Origin of the sequence: Lonepinella koalarum (genome assembly GCF_004565475.1) — a bacterium.
GTDB classification, from domain to species: domain Bacteria; phylum Pseudomonadota; class Gammaproteobacteria; order Enterobacterales; family Pasteurellaceae; genus Lonepinella; species Lonepinella koalarum.
The window spans coordinates 37,810-51,278 of the sequence record NZ_SRHX01000002.1; the positions used below are offsets into that span (position 1 = coordinate 37,810).

Here is a 13,469-nt window from a genome sequence, read left to right on the forward strand (position 1 = left end):
CAATTGGTCTGGCGATTATCTTAACGGCATTAAGTATTTTTGCCTTGAGCATTGCACCATTGATAAGTGTTATTCGGTGGTGGTGATATGAAAACGACTGAAAATGGCATTTACCTGAGATTTTAACTGTTTTATTAATTAAGAAATAGGAAGTTTTTATGAGCCAGTCAACCGATGAATTAATCCGTCTTTTTCAAAATCCAAATAATCCGCCCGCCGTCAATGTGCAACAAGCCTTTGCCGATTTATATGGCGCTCCTAATGCCATGACGGCACAACCTGATACCGCCTTTGGTCTAGCATCACTTTACGCACCGCCAACCGTGCAGGTTGCACCACAAAACGATATACCACCTAGTGCAGGATTTTGGGGGAATGTGAAAGATGCCGCTTTGGTTGTGCCTAAATCTGCCACTCGTTTGGTGAGTTCGGTAGGTGGATTAATTGACCCGCAAGGGGCATTACGTCAATGGGGCGATGAAGCTACGCAATACTGGCAAAATCTCGAAACCGAAGAAAACCGCTATAACCGTGAGCAAAACGCCCAACGTCTTGCCTTGGATAAACAATTAGGTGGGACGGGTTTTACGGCGAGTCTGGCCAACTTTTTTGAAAATCCGTTAACCACAGGTGGCGATGTGGCAGAAAGTGTGCTACCTGGAATTGCTGTGGGGATTGGGGCAGCTTACCTTGCTCCAGCAACAGGCGGGGTAAGTTTAGCAGCTGCCGCACCGATGATTTTAGGTGGTGTTCAAGGGGCAGGCGAAACTCGCAACGAAATCAACGACCACATTATGGCAATGCCACAAGAAGCGTTAGACGCAAGCCCGTTGTATTTGCAATATCTCTTTCAAGGTCACAGCCCTGAATCTGCCCGTGTGGCATTGGCAACCAGCTTGAAAGAACATGGTGGCGAAGTGTTGATGAACGGCTTAAGCAGTGCCGCATTGGAACGCCTAGGCGGTTTCTTGCCAGTGGGACGGGCAGGCAGTGCGTTAAATTCCGCAGGTGGACGATTTGGACGTGAATTTGTCACTGAGACTGCCGATGAAATGGCACAACAAGTGACCACCAATAAAGCCATTAGTGACATAGATAACGCTCATTCGCTCACCGACAATCTCGGTGCGGCTGCCTTTGGCGGTATGTTAGGTGGTGGCTTAGGTGGTGGCGTTGCTTATGGTATGCAACGCATGATGAACAGTGGCAAACAAGAAACTAATCAAGATGATGAATTGATTAATTCCCTTGCCGAACCACAAGCCACCCAACCAGCACAGCCAACAGACCAAACACAAGCCCAAACTGCGGTGCAAAATCCGCCTGTTTCTGCGGTTGCACTCAATGAACAAGCCCTTGAACGGGTATTGGCTAACATTGAAAATGAGAGCGACCGTGATGATTTATTTGATGAATTAAAAGCGGATATTCAAGACGGCGTAATTGAACAAGTGGCACAGGAAAACACCCGCTACGGCAAATTAGCGGCAGCCTATTTGGCAGAAGTGGGACACACCGACCATGTCACCGACCAAGCCACGCCAACAGAAAGCCAAACTGCGGTGCAAAATCCGTCAGATTTTTCAGCAAAACAAAGTGCAGAGCAAGCCCAAATTATACCTAGAGAATGGGGGTTGATGGGAAAAACCGATGAAGTGGATATTGGCGATAACCAGTATCAACCATTCCAATATGAAGTGGTGGAAGCCGATGTACTCACGCCTACGCAAGATAAAGCGGATAATCAATTCCGTGACCGTAACCGAGTGACGAGCCAAACGCAAATTCAACGTATGGCAGCCAATCTTGACCCAAGAAAATTGGGCGAAAGCCCGACAATGGATATGGGTGCGCCTTTAGTGGCACAAAATGGCAACACCATTATTGCAGGCAATGGGCGGTCTATGGCGATTCAACAAGCCTACCAACAAGGCAAAGGGGACAGTTACCGCCAGTATCTTATCAATAATGCGGGGAAATTTGGCATTGATACCGCTCAACTTGCCAATATGAAAAACCCTGTGTTGGTTCGCCGTTTAAGCAATGATGTGGATATTGCACAAACTGCTATTCGCTCCAATGAACAAGGCGGAATGCAAATGAGCAACCTTGAGCAAGCCAAAGTGGACGCACAACGTTTGCCAAGTTTAGGTATGTTCAATGTGGGTGAAAATGGCGAGCTTAACAATGTGGCCAATCGTCAATTTATCAACCAGTTTATCGCTAATCAGTCTGAGAATATGCGTAATGCGTTATTAGATGGCCAAGGGCAATTAAGCCAAACGGGCGTACAACGTTTACGCAATGCCTTGCTTTACACCGCTTATGGCGACACCGATGTGTTAACTCGTGCGGTAGAAAGCACCGACCAAGGGGCGAAAAACATTCTTAATGCGTTAGTAAAAGTCAGTCCCGCCGTGGCACAAGCCAAGCAGAATATGGCAAATGGGCGGTTAGGTGATGTGGATATTTCCGCCGATATTGTGCGTGCCGTTGAAGTTTATAATCAGCTTAGAAGCCAAGGCAGAAATATTAATGAATACCTTGCTCAGCAAGATTTTGTCAGCGAGTTATCCCCTGAAGCCAAGAGTGTGTTAACCATCTTTAATGAAAATCACCGCAGTGCAAAACGCATTGGCGAGATTTTAGATACCTATTACAGACAAGCTCAAAACCAAGGCAATATTGACCAAGGTAATTTATTTGACGACACCCCGTTTGATAAAGTGGGAACGCTAGAACAAGCTAAGGTGGCAGAGCCTGAAACTACGTTATTTTCACGTTCAGAAATTAAATCTGGCCAAGAAAATATTGCTCGTGGCTCACAAGCAATGAACATGGTGATTCAACAGCATTCTGATGTGGAAAATGCCATGTTCCGCCAAGGTGTTGGCTGGATTGATTTTATTTGGGGAACAGTAGGACGCATTCGCCCAAATGGCAAAAGCAAGGGAGCAAAGGGGGTTTCGCATATTATTAATAAGCGTATGCAAGCTGATAATATGAGCCGTGAGCAAGTGGAAAATTTTCTAACTCAAGAATTGCCTAGTGTTATTAATAATGGGGATATTACAGAACATCGTGTAGAAGAACAATCTGAAAATATTAGAATTGAGCATAATGGAAATGTCGTTCATCTCGTAAAAGAACAAGGAAAAAATGCGTGGTTATTAACCGCATTTGAAAGCCATTCGGTGAATCAGGGAACGGGTGTGAGTTCATCTGACCTACGCACTAACAGCCCTACACCTTCTCGTGCTGAAGTGGGAGCGGATGGCATAAATAATATACAACAACGCCAACAATCCGTCAACACCCAAGCCACTCAAGACCAACAAACCCTATCACGGATTTTAGGGGAAAAAACCGCAAGCCATATTGAAGTGGTAGACAGAAACACTGTTCAACCGCCGAAAGGGGAAACGGCGGAGAGTTTGTTGGATGGCAATGTGGAAGGTTGGTATGACTCAACCACGCAAAAAATCTACATTTACAGCGACAATATCACTGCTAACAACGTAATGAGCCGTGAAGAACGGTTGGCGTGGGTAGCGTGGCACGAATTGGCACATCGTGGGGTGGATGTAACATTAGGGGCAAGATTTGAAGATATTGTGACCCGAATGGGCAAACATCCCGTGGTAGAAAGAATCGCCAAAACCATTCAACAAGAACGGGCGGAATATGGCGAAGTGCCGTTCACCGTGGCTGTCGAAGAAGCCGTAGCAGAAATCAATGCGGCGGTTGAAACAGGCAATTGGGCGGAACTGGAAAGCCGTTATAACGTGAAAATCGGCAGATTATGGAAAGACGGATTCGGTCAATATTTGCGGAAATATGCCAACGTGTTACGCCGAGTGGTCAACGCCATTCTCAAACGAGATCCAAACTCAATGGCAATGACCACGCAAGAAGTATTTGACGTGTTAGCTGGGATCCGCCAAGGTGGGATTGGAAGCGATACGCAAGGGGAAAGTGGCAGCGGGGAAGTGCGATATAGTTTAAGTGAAGATCCAAATTCGGACTTTGCAAAAGCGGTTGACGCAGTGGCGAACGGTGAAAATGTTCAAGGTTATGTAAATGTTGGTACAACGCCTGATGTGCTTAAGATGATTGGATTACCTGATACAGATGTAACTATTCACGGCTCAACTTTCAAAAAAGTAATGCAAGATAAGCATAATGTTACACCTGAAACATTAAAGCAGTTACCAAAACAAATTAATAATCCTGTTGCAGTGATGAAATCTAGCACACAAGAAAATGGTTATGTTGTATTAACAGAATTAACTGAAAATGTGAATGGCGTTAATAAACCAGTAGTAGCTGCATTGCACTTAAAACAAACTCAACAAGGTATTGAGTTAATCAATATTGCTAGCGTATATGGTCGAAATAATTCACAGATCCAACGTGGATTAGAAAATGATTTATTATATTGGAATAAAGAAAAAGGAGCTAAATTTCTAGATAACCTTACGCTTCAATTGCGATCACCGTTATCTGAAAATAGCTCCCCAAAATGGACTGATTTTGCAGATACCTTTGGGCTTCAATTGCCCGCATATGTATCTCAAAATCAATCCCTTTCTGAGCGGAATATTAAAACCGAAACCGACTTAAGTCAATACCAATCTGAAAATAAATCTGATTCAGGGGTGAACTCTGCTAGTAAAGTTCACCCTGAACTTACAGAAGAAAACTACAACCAAGCCAAAGCAGACGGCAAAACGGAACTGACTTTTGAACAATGGAAACAAGTCCGCACGCCTGAATTTAAACGTTGGTTTGGAGATTGGGAAAACGATCCTAAAAATGCGAGTAAGGTAATCAATCCGAGAACGGGTGAGCCGTTGGTGGTTTATCGTGGTACACCACAAGATTTGGGCTACACTTTCAAATACGGACAATCAGTGTATGGTGGTAATCAAGGTTTTTGGTTTACGCCATTTGAAAGCGTTGCTAAAACTTATGCTTTTGATGATGTTACGGGTGAAACTGGTGATATTAAAGCGGTATTCATTAAATCAACTAAACCATTAGATGCAAGGGAACTTGGTTTTAGAGCGACAAGTAAGCATTTCTATAACTTTTTTGCGGATAAATTTGGTTATTCTGAAAGCAATGGGAGTAACAAATTCTTTGATATAACAGATTTACACGCTAAAAATCAGGATTATATCAATTCAAATTTAGAGCGAAATGGATATGACGGTTTCACTTTTAATGATAAGTCAGCAAGTGGAGAAGTGTTTATCGTTTTCAATCCTAACCAAATCAAATCCGCCACTGACAACAACGGTGAATTTAACCCTGATAATGATGATATTCGCTTTAGTCGCAAAGCCCCCCGAAAAGAAAATTACCAACGTGATTTAATGGTGACGCACAGTCTCAGTGCGGAAAATATAATGCACGCAGATAAAATGGGTGGTTTGCCAATGGCATCGCTTGCCATTTCCAAACAAGGATCCAATATTGATTTTGGTGAAGTCACTTTAATTGGTGACCGTAACCATATCGATCCGAAAGGTGAAAATAAAGCGAACGTCTTTGGTTCAGATATTTACAGTCCACGTTATCCGCAAGTAAGTTATAAACTCAATGCGAAAGATCAGCGTGCGTTATATCAACGTTTTGAAGACACTGCGAAATTGTTGAATGATAAAGGATTTGATTGGAACTTCACAGGAAATTTAGAACAAAAAGGCGTAAGTAATATCTTGGCTGATTCTGCCGAAGTGCAGTATGAATTTTTACAAAGCAAAGGCATTGAGCCAAATATCGTTTACGAAGAGAAAGCTCACAATGAATTTGCGGATTATCAATCTGTACAAAAAGCCTTGTCAAATGGTGGTATTGATGCGTTGCGTTCAGATGATTTTCTGCGTGATTTTGCTAAAGAAAGATTAGCCAAACTAGAAGAAGCACGAGCCAAACAAGGCAATACCACAAGCCCAATTGTGAGAAAAAGCACTGAACGTAAAATCGCTGAAATGCAAGACATTATTAATATGTCAGCAGAAAATAGAGCCTTTTATTTGAATGGCGATATTAAACGGTTAGTCAAAGGGTTAGACCCAACAACAGATGTGGATTATGGCAGAACAAAGGCGGCTTTAAATGAGCAAATCACCCAACATCATTATCAAAATGCGTTTAATCAATATGTTCAAGATATTGTTGCGCCTTTAGATATTCGTGAGCAGTTGGAAAATGGCGAAAACCCAAGAACAGGGGAAACTCGCTATGTTGAACACTCATTAGAAAATGTGGTGAAAAAGCTCAAACAAAATCTACGTGGTGGCGAAAGTTTTGATTATGGAACAGGTAGCTTGCGTGCGAAAGTAACACCGCAATTTAAATCTGTCCCTGATATTCAAAAGAATAAAAGTCGCTTAGTAGATAAGGAAACGTCAGAACAAGCCATTGAACAAATGGAAAATGACGTAGCAACATTGGGCGAGCAATTAGGCGTTGGCAATGAGATTTATAATTTATTGCACAATGCGGTAGATGAAAGTATTGAACAAGCCTTTGTCTATTCTTCAGTGGAAAATACCCCACAAAATCGTCAAGCCGTAGCGGATATGTTGGCAAAATTAAAAGCGATGCCAACGGAATATTTCGAGGCCAAAGCCAAAGACGTAACGCAATTTAGCGATTTTCTCGGTGCAGTGGTGCCAGAAAACTTGCCAAAAAATGCCTACAACGTATTGGAAAAAGCAGGGTTAAAAATCTATGAGTATGATCCTAATGACACCAATAGCCGTGCGGAAACGGTAAAACAGGCAACCAATGAGCTAGATGAAAATAGCGGTGGGAATGTGTTGTTTTCACGTCGTCCAAAAACCGAAACCCTAGAGAAATTGCGTGAAAGTGAAAGTATTCATATTTCAGGCAAAGAGATTGAAGCAAGTTCGGATATGAAGCAGTATAAACGCAATGCGTTGAATTATGGTAAATCTTTGCGTGGGGTTTATACAAATAAGGATACAGGCGGAAAAGTTAATTTAACTCGTAGTAGTATTTTGGAAGTATTACATCACGACTTTAAAAATCCTGAACATTTACAAAGTATTGCTGCTATTCCGCAAATTATTGAGAATGCTGTGTATTTAGATACTTTACCTAATGAAGATAAAGCGAAAAATCCTGAAATTAGAGAGTATGATTATTATGTGGCAGGGTTAAATATCGGGAAGAAAGATTATACGGTAAGAGCCGTTATTGCGACAGATAGTAATGGTGAGAAATATTATGACCATAAACTTACGCCTATAGAAAAAGGCGAGTTAATTGCAATAGCTTCACGAATAACAAGTTCGCGGATTGACAATAACTCGCCTAATGACGAGCTATTAGAATTTACCTCTCGCGTATCAACTGCGGAGAACCCTAATAGCTCGTCTGAAAAAGGCGAACTACTTTCTACTCTAGGGATAACAACTCCAAATTCCGAAAGCAATTCACCTTTCTCTGCCATTGATGATAAACGCTTATTGCAAATTTTGCAAGAAGATAATCAGCAAGAAGCAGATAATGCTAACAATGACATTCGCTATTCTCGCCGTCAATCCGCCGCTAACCTTGCACAAAAGGGGCAAGCGACACAGGAAGCGGGGTGGTTTGATGATGTGCGGGGGCGTAACTTCGCAGGCTTAAGAGAACGTTGGAATACGCTAATTGGCAAGGTGGACGAGAAAGTAGCTGACCAACTCCGACCGGTGAATGACTGGATTGACGGGTTGAAAGATCATGGATATAGCGAACATGAAATTGAAATGTTACGCCATGATTTGTATCTGGCCACAGGCAGACGGGACGCATTAAACAGCGAAATTGAACAGCAATTCTTGAAACCATTAATGGCAAAATTGGTGGCGTTAAGCAAGAAATACAATAAAGACGAACTGACTATTAAACGGTTGGTGGGGTATTGGGCTTCGACTCGTTATGCCATTGAGAAGAATAATGAAATTCTAGCCCGTGAGCGTAAAGCCATGCTGGAAGCGAAAGCGGAAAGATCGCTTGCACAAAACGAGTGGGCGAAAGATCCGACCAATCCTGATTTAATTAAAGCAGTGGAAGATGCCGACAAAGTCTATCGCAAAGCCAATCGCACATATCGTCGCCGTAAACATGATGTGGAATCTATCGACCCTGATGTGGAATTTAAAATTGGCACGGCAGGCGGTTGGTCAAATGCTAACGCCAAAATCATTATGGACAATATTGAAAAACATATTTCCAGAGTGGATTTGGAAGAAGCCGTACGGCATTTATATCGCCTAAATCAACATCGTTTAGTGTTAGATCATGCGTCAGGGCGTTACACCGAAGAGCAATATAGGGAGTTTAAAAAGAACCCCCATTATGTGCCGTTAACGGGCGATCCGAATGCACAGGAAGACTTTGATGGGATTAGTGGGGCGGGGCAAACTGCGGTGAATATTTCCCGAGATCGTCAATTGAAAGGACGCAAAATGTCGGAAGCAGAAGACGGCATTGATGCGTCTTGGCGAGCCATTGGCAAAACCACTACTTACTCCGGTTGGGCGGAATTTAAAAATCGCATTGATGACATTTACCAAGAAAAACTTGATGAATTGGTACAAATCAATCATTTAGCAGAAAAATCTGCCCGTGAGCAATTGGAAAAAACCTTAGGTTTGAGCAAGAAACGATTAGGGGGAACGACCCGTTCCAGTGACAATGTGTTGATTCGCAAACAAGGCGGGGAGTATTTTGAATACGGTTTACCGCCCGCAGTAATTCAAGCCATTCAACGGGAAAATGTGGAGCAATCGAACAGCTTTATGCGTGCAGTTTCCAAGCCGTTGGGCTGGTTTGCCCGTGGGGTGACGCAATGGAATATTACTTTTGCCCCCGTCAACATGATGCGTGATGTATGGGAGAAATCCGAGTTTATCCGTATTCAAAAAGTCTTTGATAAAAACGGTAATCTGCTTGATAGTCAACAAATGGATAAAATCGCCCGCACCTTTTTAAACAATGCGGTCAATCCAAGCAAAGGCATTTGGCAAGCCACCAAGCGTTTTGGTTTTAATCAAACATTGCGAGACAGTCAGCCAAGCGAAAAACTGCTGAAAGACATGTTAGCCCAAGGGGCGTTATCCACTTACCGCACCTATTTGGAAACCACCGAAAAAGATTTGGTGAAAAAACTGCAAAAAGAAAATTCCGTTGTGAGCAAGAAACTGTTGCAAGCAGGAGAAGTCATTGCAGGCTATAACAAAATCTTTGACACAGTGTCATCGCTAGCGTCTTATCAAGCCTTGATTGAACACGGGGTTGACCCAAAACAAGCGGCAGGGATTACTTTGGAACTCACCAACTTCCGCAAAACAGGGTCGGTGATGCCATTTTTCAAAGCCTTGTATGCCTTTGCACAACCAACGGCAATGGGCGGACGTAACATGATGAAATATTTGTCTACGCCAAAAGGGCAAAAACGTTTCCTAGGGTATATGGCGGTGATGATGCCGTTGTATATGATGTTGCGTGCCTTGTGGGACGATGACGAAGGGGGTAACGAACTGGACAAACAGGGGGATATTACCCGTTATATTCCGATTCCGTTACCGGGCGAGAAAATACTAAAAATCCCCGTGGGGTTTGGTATGCCACAATTGGCGTGGAACTTTGCCACCAATATGGTCAAAGCGGCAGTGTCGGATATTTCCGTTTCCGAAGCAGCGGTGAATATGTTTGTGCAAAGTACAAAATCCATTGCCCCCATTGCCCCAAGTGAAATTTCAGCAGGCAAATATCCGTTGGAGAAAGCGGCGTTAACCTTTACCCCAACGCTACTACAACCCATTGCACAAATTACCTTAAACCGTAATGCTTTTGGTAACAGCATCACCACGGAATATGTCAACAAAGACAAGCTCAAAGCGGAACAAGCTAAATCTACCACGGCGGATTTTTGGCAAGATCTAGCCTTGGGGATTCATGACACCATTGGCGTGGATATGCACCCTGAACAGGTGAAAAATGTGTTTGACGGTTACAGCGGTTTTGTTGGCTCACTGAAAGAGTTAAGCACGATGTTTATTGAAAATCCGAATCGAGAAAAACACGGCTTAGACACTCGCATTCCGTTTATCAATCAGCTCATTGGCACGCCAAATCAATTTGCTAACGCCAGCCGTTATTATGAAAGCATTCACGAAGCGGCAAATGTGGCAAGGGAATACAACTCTCGTAAAGAACGGGGCAAGTTAGATGGTTGGCTTACGGACGAACGCAAGGACATTGTCACTTTCTATGAACTTGACAAAAAACGTTCCGCCCAAATCCGCAGCCAAAAAGCCCAACTAACAAAAGCCTTGCGAGCAGGAAGACTCAGCCAAGAAGCCTACGAGCAACGCTTGCGAGATTACCATCAACATTCAGATGAATATCAACGCGTCATGTTAAACCGCTGGCGAAAAATGCAAGGGTTGAATACGGCAGAGTAAAAACGTAGGAAAAACACAGGGAAAAAACACCGCGGTTTTTGAATGAAAATCAGGATAAAACTGCGGTGGATTTTGTGTGAGATTTGACAGGGTTAATCTTTCGGCTTAACATAACTCAATCTTTAAAAGGGGGAAACTATGTCACCATTAACCTTATCCATGTCATCAGCGATTGATAATTTATTGCCACACTCTTTGTTTGATTCTAACAATGACACACCAATACAAGAAATACACTTTCGTATTTCAGCGGTGAATCAATTATTAATGAGTTTTTTAAATGAAGTTCAGCAAAATCCTACTGTTTGGGATTATGTCGATCCAATTCAATTAAAACTGTTATTTATTAAACACAGAGAATTAATTACTGAAACTAAAACCGTTTTTCAAGACGGTTCTAAAATCATGGCGTTATTGGATAATATGGAACATACCATTGATAAAATTGAAGAACTATATCCTGAACAATCAGGCTTTAACTTTGATTTGGAAAGAATGAAAGAACGAGTGGAAGGGGAATTTATTGCATTGCCTAGCCATATTAAAACAGCAAAAGAAATTAAAGCGTGGTTATTAAATGGCTAATTTACAAGTAGAATTTGCAACACAATTCAAACATGAATTTAAAAATCTTCCGACAGCAGACAAAGATAAAATTACACATTTTGTTGAGCATATCTTAACAAACGGATTTATTGGTTTGGAAGGTAAAAATAAATCATCAAATGATGTCAATTTTAATGATGCTAATTATGTTAGCAAGATAGAATATGCAAGGAAATATCGTTTATGGCATTATCATATTGGTATTATTCAATATGATCTAACAAAGCCTTATGGCAGACGAACATCAGAGTATGTGCTTCATTATCAACGTTTAGTTAACATGGTTCGTATTGTCGATTTATCCGCTCACCCACCATTTAGACTACCAACGAAAGATTACTTAAAATAACCCAACCGCCCAAATCTAAACCACTAGGGCGGTTTTTTGTTACCCAAAATCAGGAGAACCATGGCAAATCAATACACCGAAATTATCGAACAATTGCGTGACCAATCAGATAAAGACAGCAATAAACAAGCCTTGTATGAATTTTATCTGATGTTACCGAACAACGGATTAAAAGCTCAATTTACCCAAGAATTGATTGAACAATTTGAAGATTTAATTGAGCTTTTTCATTACCGACATTTACATGATTACATTTAAGGGGGAAACATGGCAGAAGAAACCAGCATGATGGATTCCATTAGTGAAGCCTTTTTCGGCAAGGATATAGACTGCAAAAGCGTACAAGATAAAATAGAAGCAATTCCTGACGGGGATAAACTCACCAACGCCAGTGCTAAAGCCCGTGCCTTGGCTATGGCAGATTATGCGTGCAAATATTTTGAAGCCGTGCAACAAAACGCCAACGCCAATATGATTATTGCCCTGATTCAACAGGCAGCGTCCTTTTATTTTGCCGACAAACAACATGACACTGCTAAGCAAGCACAAAATCGTTTTGACGCGATTTGGAATAACCAAAAGGACAAAAGCGACAAACTGTTTAATCATTGGTATGACCACAGCCGACCGATTGAAATCAACATGCTAAACGAAGCCAGGGCAAGGGAACAAGCAGGTTATCAAGTGGATTATGACACGGCGAAAAACCGAGCTATTGCCACCGCTCGTAGTGAGTTCTCCCGTGCGAGAGATAAAGTGCAACGGGAAAGTCGTATTCATTGTGTGGGGGCAACACGCACGGCATTACGCCAATTACAAATCGCCGAAGCCAGAGCCACCGTGCTTGCCACCAATCAAGCCATCCGCATGGAAGAAGAACGCAAACACCAACGGGAAAGCCAATACCGAGAAGAAACCTACAAATGGAATGCCCTATTCCAAGGACGAGTGGGTGACAGCCTAAACGCCATTCGCACCGCTCAACAAGCGGCAGCTGCTGCCAGCCAAATTAACCCTTATGACGGCTGGTCAAATGCTGTGGCAAATTTAAGCCACATTGGGGGAGCAATGGGGACAGCCAATATGGCAAGTTTCCAAGGGGCAAACACCGCTACCCCGTCATTATTTGGTAGTGGATTTTACAACAATTAATCACAGGGAGAACAAATGAAACCGATTAAAATTGACAGAAAGGTAGCAAAAACCACCTTTCACATTGACAATTGCAGTCAAGCAGACAGTGCAACCATTGAAATTACCCGAGTGGGCGGAAGCGATACGATTGTTTATCCGTCCTTAGAACTCACCGATTCCAGCGTGGTGTTTATGTGGGACGACGCATTATACAAAGCCCGTTCAGGACGCTATCAAGGAATTATCCGCATAGACGGCTGTAAGCCATTTTGCGTGCCGATTCACATTGGGTGCAACTGTAATATGGGTAGTAGCGAAAACGGTTATTTTTATTCACAAGAATGTTTGGAGTGTTAAAATGAGTTACAAATGGTTAAACGGTTACCAAACCACCTTAAGCGAAGCAATCAGCAGTAGCAAAAAATTACTGCCAATTTTAGATGCCAAAGAACTGGCACAACGCCTAGGTGAAGATCACAGCTATCTCGTCATCAATGACGGCACGGGTGCAGAAATCATCAAAGTCATCAGTTACGGCAACCAAGTCAAAATTGAACGCGGACAAGACAACACCAAAGCCAAAGCCTTTCCCGCTGGCAGCTGCATAAAATGGGAAGTCACCAAACAAGGCATCACCGAAACCATCTGCAACAAAGAATTTGAATGCAGTGACGTGGTGGGGTGTGGGTGTAAGGATTGATAGAGAGACCGCAGTTCAGCGGTCTTCTTCCCTACTAAAATAACAACATTCCCCATACCCAAAACAATCCCCAAACAAAACCAAAAAGGAAAAATTAGTTGATATATTAAACAAAAAACACGCTAGGGTAAAAATACAAGTCGTTGAAATTAAATTATTTTGTGTTTAATTTTATTTACATCAACTAAGTCTT

Annotated in this window: 7 protein-coding genes; all 7 read left to right on the forward strand. The window is 42.4% G+C overall.

The annotated features are described in order from the left end of the window. The first annotated feature begins 158 nt into the window (after positions 1 to 158). Positions 159 to 10,487 carry a MuF-C-terminal domain-containing protein gene (locus E0709_RS12400; RefSeq protein ID WP_132301711.1) on the forward strand — a complete coding sequence of 3,443 codons (10,329 nt, stop codon included), beginning with the start codon at positions 159 to 161 and terminating at the stop codon, positions 10,485 to 10,487. Between the two features lie 138 nt (positions 10,488 to 10,625). Beyond that, complete coding sequence (locus E0709_RS02975) at positions 10,626 to 11,072, forward strand: hypothetical protein (RefSeq protein WP_132301709.1); 447 nt, start codon at positions 10,626 to 10,628, stop codon at positions 11,070 to 11,072. After that, complete coding sequence (locus E0709_RS02980) at positions 11,065 to 11,442, forward strand: hypothetical protein (protein WP_132301707.1); 378 nt, start codon at positions 11,065 to 11,067, stop codon at positions 11,440 to 11,442. The genes E0709_RS02975 and E0709_RS02980 overlap by 8 nt, the downstream gene beginning before the upstream one ends. 60 nt (positions 11,443 to 11,502) lie before the next feature. Next, positions 11,503 to 11,700, forward strand: coding sequence for a hypothetical protein (locus tag E0709_RS02985; protein ID WP_132301705.1), 198 nt, complete (start codon positions 11,503 to 11,505; stop codon positions 11,698 to 11,700). 9 nt (positions 11,701 to 11,709) lie between these two features. After that, on the forward strand, positions 11,710 to 12,594 hold the full coding sequence (locus E0709_RS02990; RefSeq protein WP_132301703.1) for a hypothetical protein: 885 nt from the start codon (positions 11,710 to 11,712) through the stop codon (positions 12,592 to 12,594). Positions 12,595 to 12,609: 15 nt separating this feature from the next. Continuing rightward, positions 12,610 to 12,933 (forward strand): hypothetical protein, encoded by a 324-nt coding sequence (locus E0709_RS02995; protein WP_132301701.1) that lies wholly within the window; start codon positions 12,610 to 12,612, stop codon positions 12,931 to 12,933. A gap of 1 nt (position 12,934) precedes the next feature. After that, positions 12,935 to 13,276 carry a hypothetical protein gene (locus E0709_RS03000; protein WP_132301699.1) on the forward strand — a complete coding sequence of 114 codons (342 nt, stop codon included), beginning with the start codon at positions 12,935 to 12,937 and terminating at the stop codon, positions 13,274 to 13,276. Positions 13,277 to 13,469 lie beyond the last annotated feature (193 nt).

What these genes read in the sequence shown, in the direction of transcription:
- E0709_RS12400 (WP_132301711.1), top strand. Translation starts at nt 159, where the DNA reads ATGAGCCAGTCAACCGATGAATTAATCCGTCTTTTTCAAAATCCAAAT.
- E0709_RS02975 (WP_132301709.1), top strand. Translation starts at nt 10,626, where the DNA reads ATGTCACCATTAACCTTATCCATGTCATCAGCGATTGATAATTTATTG.
- E0709_RS02980 (WP_132301707.1), top strand. Translation starts at nt 11,065, where the DNA reads ATGGCTAATTTACAAGTAGAATTTGCAACACAATTCAAACATGAATTT.
- E0709_RS02985 (WP_132301705.1), top strand. Translation starts at nt 11,503, where the DNA reads ATGGCAAATCAATACACCGAAATTATCGAACAATTGCGTGACCAATCA.
- E0709_RS02990 (WP_132301703.1), top strand. Translation starts at nt 11,710, where the DNA reads ATGGCAGAAGAAACCAGCATGATGGATTCCATTAGTGAAGCCTTTTTC.
- E0709_RS02995 (WP_132301701.1), top strand. Translation starts at nt 12,610, where the DNA reads ATGAAACCGATTAAAATTGACAGAAAGGTAGCAAAAACCACCTTTCAC.
- E0709_RS03000 (WP_132301699.1), top strand. Translation starts at nt 12,935, where the DNA reads ATGAGTTACAAATGGTTAAACGGTTACCAAACCACCTTAAGCGAAGCA.